Annotated in this window: 14 protein-coding genes; 8 read left to right on the plus strand and 6 right to left on the minus strand. The window is 61.6% G+C overall.

The genetic code is table 11. The annotated features are described in order from the left end of the window. Positions 1-6: 6 nt before the first annotated feature. The 5 genes from QD356_RS04405 to QD356_RS04425 all read right to left on the minus strand — a co-directional run bounded on the left by QD356_RS04405 (position 7) and on the right by QD356_RS04425 (position 5974). On the minus strand, positions 7-1143 hold the full coding sequence (locus QD356_RS04405) for a hypothetical protein (protein WP_192838115.1): 1137 nt from the start codon (positions 1141-1143) through the stop codon (positions 7-9). A gap of 172 nt (positions 1144-1315) precedes the next feature. After that, entirely contained in the window at positions 1316-2791 is a 1476-nt protein-coding gene (locus tag QD356_RS04410; RefSeq protein WP_192838116.1) for a sodium:solute symporter family protein, read from the minus strand. A 503-nt stretch (positions 2792-3294) separates the two neighbouring features. Then, positions 3295-3723: a GNAT family N-acetyltransferase gene (locus QD356_RS04415; RefSeq protein WP_192838117.1), complete on the minus strand. Its 429-nt coding sequence runs from the start codon at positions 3721-3723 to the stop codon at positions 3295-3297. Between the two features lie 64 nt (positions 3724-3787). Continuing rightward, the gene (locus QD356_RS04420) at positions 3788-4465 is read right to left on the minus strand and encodes an XRE family transcriptional regulator (RefSeq protein ID WP_347881948.1); all 678 of its coding nucleotides are present in this window, start codon (positions 4463-4465) and stop codon (positions 3788-3790) included. Positions 4466-4828: 363 nt separating this feature from the next. Then, positions 4829-5974 carry an aminomethyltransferase family protein gene (locus QD356_RS04425; RefSeq protein ID WP_107334968.1) on the minus strand — a complete coding sequence of 382 codons (1146 nt, stop codon included), beginning with the start codon at positions 5972-5974 and terminating at the stop codon, positions 4829-4831. A 685-nt stretch (positions 5975-6659) separates the two neighbouring features. Here QD356_RS04425 and glnT point away from each other — a divergent pair. The 8 genes from glnT (at position 6660) to amt (ending at position 15959) form a co-directional block, all read left to right on the plus strand. Then, on the plus strand, positions 6660-7994 hold the full coding sequence (glnT, locus tag QD356_RS04430) for a type III glutamate--ammonia ligase (protein ID WP_107334967.1): 1335 nt from the start codon (positions 6660-6662) through the stop codon (positions 7992-7994). Positions 7995-8111: 117 nt separating this feature from the next. Next, the gene (locus QD356_RS04435; RefSeq protein ID WP_054555958.1) at positions 8112-9029 is read left to right on the plus strand and encodes a glutamine amidotransferase family protein; all 918 of its coding nucleotides are present in this window, start codon (positions 8112-8114) and stop codon (positions 9027-9029) included. Beyond that, positions 9029-9715: a protein glxC gene (locus QD356_RS04440; RefSeq protein ID WP_225996411.1), complete on the plus strand. Its 687-nt coding sequence runs from the start codon at positions 9029-9031 to the stop codon at positions 9713-9715. Before QD356_RS04435 ends, QD356_RS04440 begins: the two co-directional genes overlap by 1 nt. A 14-nt stretch (positions 9716-9729) precedes the next feature. Then, entirely contained in the window at positions 9730-11070 is a 1341-nt protein-coding gene (locus tag QD356_RS04445; protein ID WP_192838119.1) for an FMN-binding glutamate synthase family protein, read from the plus strand. A 656-nt stretch (positions 11071-11726) separates the two neighbouring features. Then, the gene (locus QD356_RS04450) at positions 11727-12413 is read left to right on the plus strand and encodes a dimethylamine monooxygenase subunit DmmA family protein (protein WP_192838120.1); all 687 of its coding nucleotides are present in this window, start codon (positions 11727-11729) and stop codon (positions 12411-12413) included. Beyond that, complete coding sequence (locus QD356_RS04455; RefSeq protein ID WP_192838121.1) at positions 12398-13342, plus strand: PDR/VanB family oxidoreductase; 945 nt, start codon at positions 12398-12400, stop codon at positions 13340-13342. The genes QD356_RS04450 and QD356_RS04455 overlap by 16 nt, the downstream gene beginning before the upstream one ends. 39 nt (positions 13343-13381) lie before the next feature. After that, positions 13382-14437 (plus strand): DUF3445 domain-containing protein, encoded by a 1056-nt coding sequence (locus tag QD356_RS04460; protein ID WP_192838122.1) that lies wholly within the window; start codon positions 13382-13384, stop codon positions 14435-14437. 175 nt (positions 14438-14612) lie between these two features. Next, on the plus strand, positions 14613-15959 hold the full coding sequence (gene amt, locus QD356_RS04465; RefSeq protein WP_192838276.1) for an ammonium transporter: 1347 nt from the start codon (positions 14613-14615) through the stop codon (positions 15957-15959). Positions 15960-16244: 285 nt separating this feature from the next. Here the strand turns inward: amt and QD356_RS04470 are convergent, their stop codons facing one another. Further along, positions 16245-17090, minus strand: coding sequence for an IclR family transcriptional regulator (locus QD356_RS04470; protein ID WP_107334959.1), 846 nt, complete (start codon positions 17088-17090; stop codon positions 16245-16247). Between the last annotated feature and the right edge of the window lie 37 nt (positions 17091-17127).

Genomic DNA, 17127 nt, shown 5'->3' on the forward strand with positions numbered 1-17127 from the left:
CCTGACTCACAGCGCCTTGTAGTCGACCCAGCCCGGGCCGTAGATCGGCTGCAACCAGGCGCGATGCAGGGAGTTGTCCAGCGACTCGGCCTGAAAGCGCACGTACTTCCAGTCGCCGTCCAGTTCCAGCTCCCACTCTGCAGCAGCGGTAGGGGCCGTGATCTCGATCAACTGCGGCGCGTTTGGCTCGCCGGCGCCTGTGGGGGCCATGCCTCGCTGCACCATCGCCTTCCACTTCACCTTGCCCTGTGCGCTGACGCGCAAGGTGTAGCGTCCCTGCTGTTCAGACATTGCCAGTGGCGTATCGGCCAGCATCACCCCGGTGCTGGCATAGAAGCGGTTGCGCTTCACGTTGCGCAGGATATCGGCCTCGTTGAGCGCCGCGGCCACCATGATGAAGCCCAGTGGCGCGTAGTTCTCGTAGACATATTGCTCGCGATAGAACTCGTCGTTGCCGGCAAAGCCTGCACAGCGCACTCCCTCACACAGAAGATCATCCCAGCAGGGCTCTGCCATGTGTGGCGCATAGGGCCTGGCCCCCATGTGTTCCTCCAGGATGGAAAGGCCGTTGTAGACCTCCATGCCCATGATGTTCATCTCCGCGAGGCGCGCACACGGGTTGAGGAGCGTCTTCTTGATCTGTGTCCATTCGCCGCCTTCGCGTGGGCGGGTGGTCTCGAAGAAGTTGGGATGGGCGCAGATCGACAGGCCGCCGACCTTGCCCATGCTCAGCACATGCAGATATTTCGAATGCTCGCCGGCGAAATAGCCGTCGAGATAGCCGCCATCGTCGATGGTGTCGTTCTGGATCTCGCGCCCCGGAATCACCACGAAGTCATCACGCTGCTCACCACGTGAGAACAGCTCGATATTGTTGAGGTAGGGGTGAACCGATGTGCACACGAAATCGAAGTGGAAGGGAGCGGCCTGTGAGCGCCGGATCACTTCGTCATGATCCTCGCCATGAATCCGGTCCATCGAAATGCTCTCATCGAGCGCTTCGCGGGTATGCACATGGATATTGCCCTTGAGCCAGCGCGTGCCGGGCTGAGGCTCTGTCTCGCTCAGCGGGGCGTAGGGATTATGGACACGATGGGCGGCTGGCCTGGCGGCGCTGGGGGAAGTCGGTACTGCTCGGGTCATGTGAGTCATCCTTGTCATGACGGCGTGCCGGAGAGAACTCTGCTGATCAGTCAGCGGGTGAAGAGATCACAAGCAAGCGGCAAGCCAGGCACCAGGGGCGGTGAAATGGCTCGTGGCAACGACAAGCCCCGAGCCACTTCCTGTCTTTACGGTCCTGGTGATCCGGTGTCGCTCAGACAGCCTTCGAGGCCAGCGCGATACTCGGCTTGGCGGCGTCCGGGAGAGCGCTTGCGGCGTGTGACTCGGCACCATCCCAGTAATAGGCCGCGACATCCTCGCTGGGGCTATGGCGGGTCAGCTTGCTGACGACCACCAGCACGACCAGCGAGGTCAGGAAGCCCGGGTAGGCGGGGTCGATGCCAGTCGACAGCAGTGGCCAGAGGGCGGTGACACTCAGGGCGCTTGCCATGCTGCTGATGCAGCCCCGGGACGTCGCATGCTTCCAGAACATCACCGCGAAGAACGGGAAGATCAGCGTGGTGGCCGAGATGCGCAGCGCCCATTGATAGGCCGAGATGATGTCGGTCATCAGGAAGGTGACACCCAGTCCCAGCACGCTGATGATGACGACACTCAGGCGCGCCGAGGCCATCTTCTGCTTCTCGTTGGCGTGACGATTGATGAAGTTGCCATAGAGGTCATGCGCCAGATTGGAGCTGCCCTGCAGGATGTAGGAATCCGCCGAGGTCATCAGGGCGGCCAGCAGGCCGACGATGACCAGCCCGCCGATGGCCGGGTGCAGCAACTGCATGGTGACGTAGGAGAAGACGAGATCGGCCGAGGTATCCAACGGCACGAATTGGCGTGCCAGCACGCCGATGCAGTAAGGAAAGAAGGAAATCAACATCACGATGGAGAAGCCTGATACGCCGGCCTTGATGGCCACGTCTTCGCTCTCGGAGGCGAAGATGCGTTGCCAGGTGCACTGCCAGACGAGGTAGAACGGCGCCACCGTCAGCGCGAAGGTCACCACTTCCATCGTCTTGCCCTCGGGCAGCGGGGCGAGAAACTCGATCGGCGTATTGAGCAGGGCATGTTCCAGCCCTCCGGCATAACTCAGGGCAGTGAAGCCCAGCACCATGATGCCGGCGATCAGCAGGATGCTCTGCAGGGCATCGGTGACGATGGCCGCTTCAAGGCCCCCCAGAATGGTGAAGCCGAGAATCAGCGCAAAGGACACGAAGATGGCGGTATTGAACTCCAGCCCCAGCACCACGGTGAGAATGGTGCTCATGCCGATGATCTGGATCGCGGTGGCAGGCACCGAGTAGACGAAGGCCGAGAAGAAGGAGGGAAACAGACTGGCCTTGCGGCCGAAACGGCGCCCGAACAGATCCGCCAGGGTATAGAGCTTCTTGCGACGCAGCGGGCGACTGAAGAAGATGACCAGCATCAGGCTCGCGATGATACCGGGTAGGGCGAACATGAAGTAGCCGGAGAGCCCCTTGGAAAAGCCCATCCCCATCCAGCCGATGAAGGCTGCCGCACCACACCAGGTGCTGATGGTGGTGCCGGTGATCTTCCAGTAGCCCATGTTCCAGCCGGCAATCAGATAGCTGTCAGAGGTCTTCACCTTGCGGAAGTAGTAGTAGCCGATCGCGAACATGATCACGAAATAGCCAATGATATAGGAGTAGTACCAAGCCATTGTCGAGTCTCCGTTTATTGTTGATTGTTCTATGAAGGTCATGCATGGAGCAGGGCGTACGTGGCGTAGCAGGGACTGAAGCGACCCTCTGATTGTTGGGGATGACGCAGTGGGGCAGGTAGCGGACATGGCCGGGGCAACCATGTCTTGTCTTCGAATGTAACCCGTTACATCGACTCAATCTAGCCGAGAAAAAGGCACTGTCAAAAACATATTTCACCGGCGGACGAAAGTCTCATGCCGGCGCGATGGCAAGATTCTCGTGGGGAGGGGAGTCATGCAAGAGGCGTCATCCTCATGCCTCTTCGGGCAGAAAACAGGTGCCGTAGCTGGAGGAAACGACGACAACTCTGCCGCCATTCAGACGATACGACTGCCAGAGGAATGAAGGGCTATACAGGTCGCGTCTCGCAACGCTGTCATGGCAGGCGATTTTTTCTTCGGCCTGCAGGGCATGGCAGGGCATGAAATCGGGGCGAGCTCAGTCAGGAAGGCGGGCAGAATCACGGGGTCATCTGAAAGACGCACTGTGTCTTGGCCAGAGTAAAGCCGCAGGCGGCATAGAATTTCCTGGCGATGTCGCGCGCCTCATGGGTGCGAACCCGCAGGGTCAGCGCCTCGTCGGATGCCCAGGCGATGGCCTGCCTGGCCAATGCCCGCCCTGCGCCTTGTCGTTGCGCCTCCTGTGCGACGGACAGGCCCAGTATCTCGATGAAATCGGCTGAAGCGACACGAAAGACATGCTGGGCATGCAGCCAGCCAATCACTTCACCTGCCTGTTCCGCCACCCAGATGCGGTCATGGCGTGACGCCAACAGGTGCTCCAGTCGCTGCAGGATCAACGCATCATCGTCGTGGGGCAGATAGCCCAGTGCGGACGCAACGCGTGAAATTCCCTGAGCATCCTTGGGTGTGGCAAGGCGAATCTTCATTGATGTTGTCCAGTCCCCATGACGATGATGATGGATGTTCGAGGGTCTCATTCGTCAAAGAAGCTCATTCATCGTCGTAGTGAATGATCGACAGCAGCTGAATCGGCACCTCGTTCAATTTCTCGGGACCATGCGGCACACCGGCATCGAAGGCCAGGCTGTCACCGGGCCCCATGTCATAGAACTTGTCACCATGACGGTAGGTGAGGTTGCCGGAAAGCAGGTAGATGAATTCATGCCCGGCATGACAGAAGTTGGGGAAGACTTCGCTGGCGTCATCCATGGTGATCAGGAAGGGTTCGTAGCGCTTCTTGGGACCCTGCTTGTAGCTCAACAGTTGATAGGCATGGCCGACTTCCGTGCCGGTGCGCACCACCTGCATGCCTTGTCCGGCCTTGATGTGCTGGGCACCACGCCCATTGACATCGTAATCGCTGAACAGCTTCGAGATCGGCAGGCTCAAGGCATTGCACAGCTTGTTGAGGGTATCGAGGCTGGTGGACACCTGGGCGTTCTCCACCTTGCTGATCATGCCCTGGCTGACACCGGCGATACGCGAGACGTCGGAAATCTTGTAGCCCTGCGAAACTCGCTGCTGCTTGAGCGCGCGCGCAATGTGCTGCTCGAGTCCCAGGCGTGTCTCGTCGGCTGCCGCGGTGATGGTCTCCTTCACCTCGGACTGCGCGGCAGGTTCCGCGGCCAGCGAAGGCGCTTTCGTGTCAGGAGCTTTCGTGTCAGACACTTTCGTGTCAGGCGCTGTCGGTTGAGGTGTATTGGAGGAATGGGAGGATTCTCGCGGCATGGATAACTCCTGTGGCGGAGGTGAATGCGATAAGGACAATGATCAGGCGGGGTGAGAATACGCGTCCTTGTGGGAGTCGTTGCGCGTCACCCGCGTGCGAATATCGGGTGACATTATCAAGTTTACCGCCAACCCTCATCCACGTTTGTGGCCAGTCCTCGGTCTGACTCCATGGCATGTGATGCAAGAGGCCTCCTCGACGCCATGCCGAGGAGGCCTCTCAGGTTTCACGCTATCCAGCATCACGCGATTCGCGCTGTCGCCGCGGGGCTTGAGCTGTTGCCTCGTGGCTGTGGCGCGCGATCAGCCGCGAGCCAGACGCTTGGCCTTTTCCGGGTCATCGAAGGGCAGGGAATGGCTGATGGCCGAGAGGCTGGTCTCGCCGTCAGTGCCGGTCTTGAGGGTCAGCGGGGTGCCATGCTCGGCATAGCCGGGTTCGAGACGTGCCAGCGCCATGGAACGATCGCTCAGGCGCGAGTACATGCCCTGGGTGATGACACCGACACACTTGCCGTCGGCGTAGACCTTGTCACCGATCTGGGCGACGTCTTTCGAATCCAGCAGCACGCCATAGACCTTGACGCGCTCCTTGCCCTGCAGCGCGAAGTGTTCGCTGGCGCCACGGAATTCGGTCTTGCCCGGCGAGACGGTGAAGTCCAGTCCCAATTCCCACAAGGTGTCGCCCACCGGCTGGTCGGGGTACGGGTAGGTTTCGGAATTGTCCGCCGGGTAGAACAGCAGGTGGCTCTCGACCCGCAGCCAGTCAAGGGTGCCGAAGCTGCACGGCTTGATGCCCATGTCGGCACCCTCCGCGAGAATCTGTTCCCACAGAGAGGGGGCGTCCTTGGCCTTGCAGAAGATCTCGTAGCCACGCTCGCCGGTGTAGCCGGTGCGCGAGATCATCACGTGGCAGCCGAACAGCTGGGTCTGCAGATGGTGGAAGTAACGCAGCTCACGGATACCCGGCACGTGACGCTCCAGGAAATCCACCGCGACCGGCCCCTGCAGTGACATGTCATGCATGTCGTCATCGAAGGTCAGGCTGACGGCGCGTCCCAGGGCACTCTTGGCCAGCATTTCATTCGCGGTGCCCGTGCCGTGCACCACGAGGTAGGAGTTCGGCGCCAGGCAATAGACGATGCAGTCGTCGACGAACTTGCCGGCCTCATTCAAGACGCTGGCGTACACCGACTTGCCCGGATACAGCTTGGACATGTCCCGCGTGGTGACGTAATCCAGCACGGCCTGAGCATGCGGGCCATTGCAGTGGATCTTCTTGAGCCCCGAGACATCCATCAGACCGGCGCGGGTGCGAATGGTCTCGTGGTCATCGGCCGTGTCCGAGACGGCGTAATTCCAGGCGGTGCCCATGCCATTCCAGTCTTCAAGCTCCGCGCCCAGCTTGCGGTGTTGTTCGGCCAGTGCCGAGATGCGCCATGAATTCGCCATGCGTCCCTTTCTCCTGTGAGTCGTGCTGCCTAGCGTAAATGGGGGTGCCGTAGTCCTGCTGATGCTGGCGAAGATGGCGCGCAAGACGCGCATCCGCCGCAGGAGGTGTTGTTTTTCTTTCGCCTTTTCAGGCGCCTCTTCAGGCGCTTCACAAGGGCTTGTACCTGCTGCTTGCCTTGCCTGATCGCACGAGGAGCGATTCTTCAAAGGAAAGAAACATTCCTCATGGTTAAGCAAGGGGCTTGCCAATTCCGTCAAAGGCCATGGCCACGGCAGCCCTTGAGCGAGTCAGGCGCCGATTGTCAGCACGAATCAGGGCGTGAATATTAGCGCTTCGCGTCATGCTGGTGCGAAGAGAGGGCTTTGGGCACCGAAATGATGCCTATTTCGAGAAACGAGCAGGAACTCACTCAGGATCACTTGGCGTTTCCTGTTGGGTAAAACGAGCTTGGAAAATAAATTTCCATGCAAAACAGGAGGTTGGTGAAAAGTTCTGGGCGGCAACTGGTGAAATGGCATGCTGCATGCTTTTCTTTAGGGGAAATAAAGTTGACCAGCAGGAATCACAAAAACTCGTTTCATCCGCTATCTTGACGTGGCGAGTCACCACAAGGGGTCAGGTTTCCCGGGGTGGCAGACAGTGTCGAGGGAGATGGAACCCGGTCCGCTCTCAGAGGAAACCCAGATGTCACCCGAAAACGCGCAACAGTTCATCAAGGATCACGACATTCGCTATCTGCTGGCGCAGTTCGTGGATATTCATGGCGCTGCCAAGACCAAGTCCGTGCCGGCCAATTGCCTGATGGATGTGGTCGAGAAGGGCGCCGGCTTTGCCGGCTTCGCCGTCAGTGGTCTCGGCATGTCGCCGGAGGGGCCGGACTTCATGGCGCGGGGTGATCTGAGCTCGTTGTCGCTGGTGCCGTGGCAGCCGGGCTATGCGCGCATGGCCTGTGATGGCTACGTCAATGGGCAACCGTTCGCCAACGACAGCCGCGTGGTGCTGCTCAAGCAGCTGGAGCGCCTGAAGGAGAAGGGCTGGACGCTCAATACCGGGCTGGAGCCGGAATTCTCGCTGTTCCGCCGGGGGGAAGCGGGTGAGCTGTTGCCGGTGGACGAGAGCGATACCCTCGCCAAGCCCTGCTACGACTACAAGGGCCTGTCGCGTTCGCGTGAATTCCTCGAGCGTCTGGTCGAATCGCTGCAGGCGGTGGACTTCGACGTCTATCAGATCGATCACGAGGACGCCAACGGCCAGTTCGAGATCAACTACACCTACAGCGATGCGCTGACTTCGGCAGACCGCTTCACCTTCGTGCGCATGGCCGCCGGCGAGATCGCCAATGACCTGGGCATGGTGTGCTCCTTCATGCCCAAGCCGCTGGCGGACCGCCCGGGCAATGGCATGCACTTCCACCTGTCCGTATGTGATGACACCGGACGCAACCTGTTCGGCGATGATTCCGACGCCCAGGGCATGGGCCTGTCGCCGCTGGCGTACCACTTCCTCGGCGGACTGCTGGCACATGCCCCGGCGCTGTGTGCCTTTGCCGCGCCGACCGTCAATTCCTACAAGCGTCTGGTCGGGGGTGGCAGCACCAGCGGCGCGACCTGGGCGCCGGTCTTCATCGCCTACGGGGACAACAACCGCTCGGCCATGGTGCGTGTGCCCTATGGTCGCCTCGAGTTCCGCCTGCCGGACGCCGGCTGCAACCCCTATCTCGTGCACGCCGCCATCATCGCGGCGGGGCTGGATGGCGTGGCACGCAAGCTGGACCCGGGCACGCCCCACAACATCAATCTCTACTCGCTGACCCCGAGCGAATGCGCCGAAAAGGGCATCGAGAAGCTGCCGCAGAATCTGGCGCTGGCCATCGATGCGCTCGAGGCGGACAGCATTCTGCGCGAGAGCCTGGGCGAGGGAATCTGCGCCGAGTTCATGCGCCTCAAGCGCGAGGAATGGCTGGATTACAACGCACAGGTCAGTGCCTGGGAAGTCCAGCGCTACGCCGAATTCTTCTGATCTCATCCGGCGGCGCTCGCGGGTCTCGCGGGTCATGCCAGACGAGGGTCGCCACTGTCACCACCACGTTCAAGACATCAGGCAGGAGACGCCTCCTGCCCGTGAGAGGACATCACCATGTGTGGAATCGTAGGGCTTTATCTCAAGAACCCGGCGCTGGAATCGCGCCTGGGGGAGCTGTTCGAGCCGATGTTGATCGCGATGACCGATCGCGGCCCGGACAGCGCCGGCTTCGCCATCTATGGCGACGAATTTGACGCTGGCATCAAGCTGACGCTGCAAAGCGATGGTGCCGATGAGGATTGGGAGGCGATCGCCAAGGGCCTGGGCGAGCAGGTCGGCACGGTGGCGGACTGGTTCAGCAATGCCAGTGTCGCGGTATTCAAGATCGCCGGAGAAGAAAGTGCCGTGCGCAGCTGGCTTGCCGACAGCGCCCCGCAGATTCGCGTGCTGAGCGTGGGGCAGAGCATCGAGATCCTCAAGGCGGTGGGCCTGCCGGCTCATATCGCCAGCCTCTATGGCCTCAAGGGCATGCAGGGCAGCCACATCATCGGCCATACCCGCATGGCGACCGAAAGCGCCGTGACCCTGCAGGGCAGCCACCCGTTCTCCACCGGGCGTGATCTGTGCCTGGTCCACAACGGCTCGCTGTCCAACCACAACTGGCTGCGCACCAAGCTCAAGCGTGAGGGCATCAGCTTCGAGACCGACAACGATTCCGAAGTCGCCGCCGGCTACCTGACCTGGCGTCTGGAGCAGGGCGACAGCCTGGAAGCCGCGATCACCGGCGCCCTGAAGGACCTTGATGGCTTCTTCACCTTCACCATCGGCACGCGTGATGGCTTCGCCGTGGTACGTGACCCGATCGCCTGCAAGCCAGCCGTGATCGCCGAGACCGATGACTACGTGGCCATGGCCTCGGAATACCGTGCCCTGGCCAGTCTGCCGGGCATCAAGGATGCCCGCGTGTGGGAGCCGGAACCCGGCCGCCTGTATCTGTGGGAAAAAGACACCGCCCGTTCGGAGGCCGCGTAATGATGAAGACACACGATCTGGCCGTTGAAGGGCTGCGCGAATTGAACCAGGCCCTGCACGATGCCGACACCCTGAAGGACGCGCGTGAGTGGCGAGTGGTCAATTCCGACGGCGCCCACAACATCGCCTGCGGCATCAATGACGACATCAGTGTCGATATCGATGGCCATGCGGGCTACTACTGCGCGGGCATGAACCAGAAGGCCAGCGTCACCATCCACGGCAACACCGGGGTCGGGGTGGCGGAAAACATGATGTCCGGCTGCGTGCGGGTCAAGGGCGATGCTTCCCAGTCCGCGGGCGCGACCGCCCACGGCGGCCTGCTGATCATCGAAGGCAACGCCTCGGCGCGCTGCGGCATCTCGATGAAGGGCGTGGATATCGTCGTCAAGGGCAACATCGGGGCCATGAGTGCCTTCATGGGCCAGGCGGGCCGCATGGTGGTCTGCGGCGACGCCGGTGAAGGTCTCGGCGATTCGCTCTATGAAGCGCGAATCTACGTGAAGGGCACGGTCGCATCGCTGGGCGCGGACTGCATCGCCAAGGACATGCGTGCCGAGCACCTGGAAGAACTGGCGGAGTTGCTGGCGAGTGCCGGAATCGATGAAGACCCGGCCAGCTTCACGCGTTATGGATCTGCGCGTCAGCTCTATCACTTCAAGGTCGACAACGCCTCAGCCTACTGATCAGGATGCTCAACATGACCGACGAGACTCAAACACAGCCCTACAACCCGGCACTGCGGGAATCTGCGACCTTCGGCCGCGATGTCATCCATGAGATCCAACGGGCGGCGGAGACGGGAATCTACGATATCCGTGGCTGGGGCGCCAAGCGCAAGGTGCCGCATTTCGATGACCTGCTGTTCCTCGGCGCCAGCATGTCGCGCTATCCACTGGAAGGCTATCGCGAGAAGTGCGAGACCGAAGTCGTGCTCGGCACGCGCCATGCCAGGAAGCCGGTCGTGATCAGCACGCCGGTGACCATCGCCGGCATGAGCTTCGGTGCCCTGTCCGCTCAGGCCAAGGAAGCGCTGGGGCGTGGTGCCTCGGAAATCGGCACCTCCACCACCACCGGCGATGGCGGCATGACCCCGGAAGAGCGCGGCCAGTCCTCGCGCCTCGTCTATCAGTATCTGCCGTCACGTTATGGCATGAACCCGGACGACCTGCGCAAGGCCGACGCCATTGAAGTCGTGCTCGGCCAGGGCGCCAAGCCCGGCGGTGGCGGTATGCTGCTGGGCCAGAAGATTTCCGAGCGGGTCGCGGGCATGCGTACGCTGCCGCAGGGCATCGACCAGCGCAGCGCCTGTCGCCACCCGGACTGGACCGGCCCGGATGACCTGGCGATCAAGATTGCCGAACTGCGTGAGATCACCGACTGGCAGGTGCCGATCTACGTCAAGATCGGCGCGACCCGCACCTACTACGACGTCAAGCTGGCGGTGAAGGCGGGCGCGGATGTCATCGTGCTGGATGGAATGCAGGGCGGCACCGCCGCCACCCAGGATGTCTTCATCGAACACGTCGGCATCCCGACCATGGCCGCCATCCCCCAGGCCACTCAGGCACTGCAGGAGATGGGCCTGCACCGTGAGGTCCAGCTGATCGTCTCCGGCGGGATTCGCAACGGCGCCGATGTGGCCAAGGCGATCGCGCTGGGTGCCGACGCCGTGGCCATCGGTACCGCCGCCTTGATTGCGCTGGGTGACAACCATCCGCGCTATGCCGATGAGTATCATAAGCTGGGGTCCGCCGCCGGTTTCTATGACGACTTCCAGGATGGCAAGTGTCCGGCCGGTATCTCCACCCAGGACCCGGAGCTGAGCCAGCGACTGGACCCGGTCGCAGCCGGCAAGCGTCTGGCCAACTACCTGCGCGTGCTGACGCTGGAAGCCCAGACCCTGGCACGTGCCTGTGGCAAGTCACACCTGCATCATCTGGAACCGGAAGACCTGGTCGCCCTGAATGTGGAAGCGGCCGCCATGGCACGTGTTCCGTTGGCGGGCACCAACTGGGTGCCGGGACAGGGCGGTTACTGATGGCACGATCTCTCTTGTGAGTGTGCCATTGCGCATGATTGTCATGGCAAAGGTGCAGAGACTTTTGTCAGCAAGCTCGCCGCAATGTTGTCCTGGCAAGCTGTCGCAGTGACAAGAACTCTGCTCCGGTTGATGTAGAAAGATTTGACCTGATTCCATCGAGTCATTAGAGCGCCTCACCCCTTCGGTGAGGCGCTTTCTTTTGTGCTGAGTCCAACCATGGAATCCGGCCGATATCATGCAAGCGAAAGCGCGTCATAATGCTGATGATTGAGATACACATGGTGTCGTGTCGATGGAGGGGTCGTGATTTTCTCAAGGCAGAGTTTTTCCATTCTTTCAGGGTCTTGAAGATATTCAATGAGAAATATGTCAAGCGTAGCAATTGGCTTATGAGGTGAGATTGGGTCAGGGCAATAATGGTGAATGCAAGCCGATATTCATGAGCTTTGTGTTCTGTTTTGGTGCGTGAATACCTTCATTGATTGTTCATATGTGAAGTGGGGATTTCAGACGATTTTGCCGAGCATGTGGGGCAATGATTTTGCCGTCAATGGCACGAAATATGCTCAAGAAATGGAGTGGTAGTCGGATGCACGTCATCGTCAAGACGGCGGCATTACAACAAGGACAATTTCTCAGAGCAGGGTCGTGTCATGAAAAGCCCGCAATCATCCTCTGTCACTGCCGGGATTCGAAGTCGGCAACACTATCCACGCATCGAGGCGCTGCCCGATGCCCAACGCTATCTGGTGGCGTGCCAGTCTCCCGAGAGCCTGCCAGGCACTGGTGAGGCGGCGGGCAACGCCCGTCAGCAGCTGCAGATGCATTGTCAGCTGATCAGTACGCTGCTCGATCAGCTCGGCTGCCACGAGGTGGGAGGCGCCGTGCAATCCGCCCCGGCAACAGAGGCGTTGCCCACGGGGCCCGCCGACAACGCCCGCCTGCATCGCTGGTATGACGTCGATGACCGCCCGAAGGCCTGCGACGCACTGGTCGGCGCCATCAGCGAGATCGGTGTCGCGGGGTGTCTGGTCATCATCGGCAGTGAGCATTTCGTGTGGCAGGTCGCCAATCTGGCTCAGCAGCAGGGGCTGCTGCTGGATGACATGGTGATGTTGCCGGTCGCTGCCCTGGGGCGGCATGTGTTCTGCGTGCACTGTCAGCAGGTCAGTGAGCATGTCATCCACTCGCCGGCAGCCTGTGATGGCTGCGGTTTGATGCTGGAAGTGCGTGATCATTTTTCCAAGCGTCTCGGCGCCTACATGGGCGTGCGAATCGATGCGGAAGCCCCGGGAGAGATTCCCCCACAGGAGGAGGTGGCACCATGTCTCGCTTCATGAAGGCGCGGGTCACCGCGGTCGATCAGCTCAGCAGCAGCGTGCGCCGTCTCACTCTGGTGCCTGCCGATGAGGCTTCCCCCTTCACGCCGTTCTCGCCGGGCAGTCATGTGGTGCTGGGCATTCCGGGAGAGGGGCGGGTGTGTCGCAACGCCTACTCATTGATCAGCCCGCCGGATGATCCCTCGCATTACTGCATCGCGGTGCGTCGTCAGCCGGTCTCGCGTGGTGGCTCCGAAGCCATCCATTCCCGCGTGCAGGTCGGCGACGAGCTGGAACTCAGCCCGCCGGCCAACCTGTTTCTGCCGCACTGGCAGGCGCGCCATCACCTGATGCTGGCAGGCGGCATCGGCATCACGCCGTTTCTCTCCTACCTGCCGGAGCTTGAGCGGCGTGGCGCCAGCTGGGAGCTGCACCTGCGCAGCCAGGACCTCGACGTCGCCCGCTTCCCGGAGGCCGCGCCCTATCTGGCGAGTGGCAACATCACCCAGCATCGCCTCGAACGCCCGAATCTGAAGGCCTTGCTGGCGCGTCAGCCCGCCGGCACGCACGTCTATCTCTGCGGCCCGCAGGCCATGATCGATGCCGTGAAGGAAGCGGCACGCGAGCTGCACTGGAGTCTCGCGCGCATCCACCACGAGGTCTTTGCCGCCCCGGAACCGGGGACTCCCTTCACGGCCGTGGCGCGCACCAGCGGCGTCGAAGTGGCGGTCGGCGCCCAGGAGTCGATGCTGGAAGCGCTGGAGCGCAGCGGTGTCGAGGTGACGAGCCTGTGTCGTGGCGGCGTCTGCGGGCAGTGTCGGGTCGACATGCTGGAGGGGGAGGCGGAGCACCGTGACGCCTTCCTCGATGAACAGGAGCGGGCCAGTCAGCGCTGCGTGATGCCCTGCGTTTCCCGGGCACGCAGCCAGCGGCTGGTGCTGGATCTCTGAATACGTCTTTCGCGAGATGGACCCCCAAGGAGCAGGAACATGCAATTTTCCCCGCGAGATGACCAGGCGTTCCATGGTCTGTTCACCTTCAAGAATTCCGATCACGCCATCCAGCGTTTTCCCTTCCCGTTCCCGGAAGATGAGTACCGTTACTCGGTCAATATCGAGCCGCATACCTTGCCCGGCAAGCCGGGTTCCATCACCGAGCACATGCTGGATATCGATGAGCACTATCTGAGCGAGATCGCCGAGCGTGAGCGGGTGCTGGCCAAGGACCCCAGGCGCTGCCTGGTGATGCCGCACATGCAGCCGGCCGCCTGGGACTTCCTGGAATTCGTGATGACGCATTACGCCAGGGACTATCCCGAGGCCTTCAGTTTCGAGCGCGACGGCGATGACTGCGTTTGGCGCAACCATCTGCTGGGGCTGGAGCAGGCCTTTTGCATGGGTGATGACGCCAGCCTGCCATTGCCACCGCTGGACTATATCGGCCGTCAGATGCAGGGCGATATCGCGCTGCTCGACCAGCGCGACGGTGACCTGTTCATGGATGCCGGCATGATCACCTGTCCGGCGGACTGGTCACTGGCCTTCGATGCCGGCATGAGCTTCAAGCAGTGGCATGGCCCGGTGCCGCTGGCGCATGAGATGGGCGTGTTCGATCGCGCACTCAAATACCTGTGTGCCATCCAGGTCGGCGGGCCGGTGCGGCGCCTGAACTGGACCATGACCATCCATCCGCGCATGGACAGCTCCCCGGAGACCTACGCCGAGTGGGGCAGTGATCGCACCACCATCACGCCGGAAAACGCCGGCCGTGATGTGCATCTGCGGGTCGAGCTGCAGACGCTGGTGCGCATGCCGCGCAGTCATGCGCTGTTCTTCGGTATCCGCACCTATCTGATCAGCCTGGAAGACCTGTGTACCAACCCGGTCTGGCAGACGCGCCTGTTGAAGGTGCTGAAGACCCTGCCGCCGGAGCTGATCGACTACAAGGGACTGACGCGTTATCTGCCCAGCGTGCTCGAGTGGCTGGAAGTCCGCGAGGCGAGTGTCGCGACCAACACCGAAGCGACGGCGCAGGCAGCGGTCTAGACCCCGCTCTCGGCAAGCTGCTTCTGGCAAATAGCTTCTGGCAAACAGCTCCTGATAAGAGAGCTCCTGATAAAGAGCTCTCGGCAAACAACTCTCGGCGCCGAGGGCGTGACAGGGAATGGATCGCAAGCCACTGACCATAGCGCTTGCGGATAACAACAAAGGGGAAACGCTGGTGAATATCGATGTGCTGCAACTCAGCTACGCGCTGGATACGTTCTACTTCCTGATGTGTACCGCGCTGGTCATGTTCATGGCCTGCGGCTTCGCGATGCTGGAATCCGGGCTGGTACGCTCCAAGAATACCGTCGAGATCCTGACCAAGAATGCGCTGCTCTACGGCATCGCCTGTCTGGTGTTCCTGGTGGTGGGCTACAACGTGATGTATCCCGGTGACAACGCCATCAGCAGCGTGATTCCGGGGCTGTCGTTCATGCTCGGTGCTGACAATAGCCTCAGCGACATCAGTGCTGGCGAAGGCGCCGCCTATTACTCCAGCATGGCGGACTTCATCTTCCAGGCGGTGTTTGCCGCCGCGACCATGTCCATCGTCTCGGGGGCCGTGGCAGAGCGCATGCGCCTGTGGCCGTTCCTGATCTTCGCGGTGGTGATGGTCGCGGTCATCTATCCGGTGGAAGGCTACTGGAAGTGGGGCGGCGGTTTCCTGGATGCGATGGGCTATCAGGACTTCGCGGGCTCGGTGGTCGTGCACATGGCGGGCGCGGCGGCGGCATTGGCGGCGGTATTGCTGGTTGGTCCGCGCAAGGGGCGCTATGGCGCGGACGGCAAGGTACGTGCCATCCCGGGCGCCAATTTGCCGATCGCCATGCTGGGCATGTTCATCCTGTGGATGGGCTGGTTCGGCTTCAATGGCGGTTCGATGCTCAAGATCGCCAGTCTCGATGATGCCAACAGCGTGGCGCGTATCTTCGTCAACACCAATGCCGCGGCCTCTGCGGGCATGGTGGCCGCGGCGCTGCTGTCACGCGCCATGTTCGGCAAGACCGACATGACCATGGTGATGAACGGTGCCTTGGCCGGTCTGGTCTCGATCACCGCGGAACCGCTGCTGCCGTCTGCCGGCCTTGCGGTGCTGGTCGGCGCGGTGGGCGGCATCATCGTGGTGCTGTCGGTGGTGGGGCTTGATCGCCTCAAGATCGATGACCCGGTCGGCGCGATTTCCGTGCATGGTTCCGCAGGCCTGTGGGGCATCATGGCGGTGCTGTTCTCCAATCCGGAGGCGGATTTCGGCACCCAGATCCTGGGCACGCTGATCATCTTCGCCTGGATGTTCGGCGCAAGCTTCGTGGCGCTGCTGGTGATCAAGAAGGTCTGTGGTGGCCTGCGTGTCAGCGAGGAAGAAGAACTGGAAGGCATGGACATGCACGAATGCGGCATGGGTGCCTACCCGGAATTCGTCAACATGTCCTCGCCGTCACAGGGGGAAGGCAATGTATCCGGGCACGCCGGCAAGGCGAGCACAGCGGCCTCGGCTGCGGTACTCAAGGGGGCGACGCGTTGAACCCGCACCCCAGGTGCTGGAGTCTCAGGGTCTGATGATTCAGAGGCGCAGAATTTGATGACCCAGAGCGTGATGCGCCCCGCCAGCATCTGATACGAGAAGGCCCGCCAATTGGCGGGCCTTCTCGTGTTCCAGGGCGAACGGAGGGCGAACGGAGGGCGAACGGAGGGCGAACGGAGGGTGAATGGCGGGGGAAAGGTGGGGAAAGGATAGGAAAAGCAGGCGGAAACAAGAGAGATGATGAAGGCCCCTGGATGAACAAGCCGCGATCAGACGGACACGGCGTCAGCGGCGGTGCAGGCCACCCAGCTCATGATTGATATGGCGGGCGCAGTCCATCAGCGCACCGCGCAACAGCAGGCGGCGGCGCTCATCGGCCATCATCGCATCAGGGCCCGAGATATTGATGGCGCCGACCAGATGACCGGTGTGGTCATACAGTCCCGTGGCGATGGCGGTGGCGTAGTCGGAGCGACTCTCCACCCATCCCTGGCGGCGAGCTTCCTCGATGGCATCCTTCAGGGCAGGCAGATTCTGGGGCGCCGGCGGTGGGTAGTCATCCAGGCGAATCTGGCGGTAGAGCTGCTGCAGTTCATCCTCGCCCAGTACCGTGAGCAGAATGCGCCCCATGGCGCTGACATGGCACGGCAGACGGGAACCGATGGGGATGTTGACCGACATGCGCTGTGCGGCGAAGGCGCGGTAGAGATAGATGGCGTCCGTGCCCTCGCGAACGCTCAAGTGGCACGACATGGTGGTCTGGTCGCGCAGGGTGTCCAGGTGGGGTGCCACCACCTCGACCAGGTCACGACTGGCCAGATAGCTGAAGCCCAACGAGATGACCTGTGGCCCCAGTTCATAGGTATTGCGGGCGATCTTCTTGAGATAGCCCATGTCGGTGAGAGTGATGACGATGCGGTAGATGGCCGAGTTGCTGGTGCCCAGCTCCTCGGCGAAGTCGTTGGTGGTCAGCACCTTGCGACTGCTACTGAACATCTCGAGGATTCTCAGCCCGCGAAACAGCGCCGGCACGGTGTAATCGTTCTCGCGTGATGCCGCGAGCGAGGAAAGTGCTGTCGGGGCGCTCGCGACATCTTGCCCGCTGGAAAGCGACACTTGGGAATCGGACATACCTGGATCCTTTGGCAACGTACGACAGGCGGTTGGC

Source organism: Cobetia sp. 2AS (genome assembly GCF_029846355.1).
Taxonomy (GTDB): Bacteria; Pseudomonadota; Gammaproteobacteria; order Pseudomonadales; family Halomonadaceae; genus Cobetia; species Cobetia amphilecti.

Coding starts and splice junctions, on each gene's coding strand:
- QD356_RS04405 (WP_192838115.1), bottom strand. CDS start 1,143: ATGACCCGAGCAGTACCGACTTCCCCCAGCGCCGCCAGGCCAGCCGCC.
- QD356_RS04410 (WP_192838116.1), bottom strand. CDS start 2,791: ATGGCTTGGTACTACTCCTATATCATTGGCTATTTCGTGATCATGTTC.
- QD356_RS04415 (WP_192838117.1), bottom strand. CDS start 3,723: ATGAAGATTCGCCTTGCCACACCCAAGGATGCTCAGGGAATTTCACGC.
- QD356_RS04425 (WP_107334968.1), bottom strand. CDS start 5,974: ATGGCGAATTCATGGCGCATCTCGGCACTGGCCGAACAACACCGCAAG.
- glnT (WP_107334967.1), top strand. CDS start 6,660: ATGTCACCCGAAAACGCGCAACAGTTCATCAAGGATCACGACATTCGC.
- QD356_RS04435 (WP_054555958.1), top strand. CDS start 8,112: ATGTGTGGAATCGTAGGGCTTTATCTCAAGAACCCGGCGCTGGAATCG.
- QD356_RS04440 (WP_225996411.1), top strand. CDS start 9,029: ATGATGAAGACACACGATCTGGCCGTTGAAGGGCTGCGCGAATTGAAC.
- QD356_RS04445 (WP_192838119.1), top strand. CDS start 9,730: ATGACCGACGAGACTCAAACACAGCCCTACAACCCGGCACTGCGGGAA.
- QD356_RS04450 (WP_192838120.1), top strand. CDS start 11,727: ATGAAAAGCCCGCAATCATCCTCTGTCACTGCCGGGATTCGAAGTCGG.
- QD356_RS04455 (WP_192838121.1), top strand. CDS start 12,398: ATGTCTCGCTTCATGAAGGCGCGGGTCACCGCGGTCGATCAGCTCAGC.
- QD356_RS04460 (WP_192838122.1), top strand. CDS start 13,382: ATGCAATTTTCCCCGCGAGATGACCAGGCGTTCCATGGTCTGTTCACC.
- QD356_RS04470 (WP_107334959.1), bottom strand. CDS start 17,090: ATGTCCGATTCCCAAGTGTCGCTTTCCAGCGGGCAAGATGTCGCGAGC.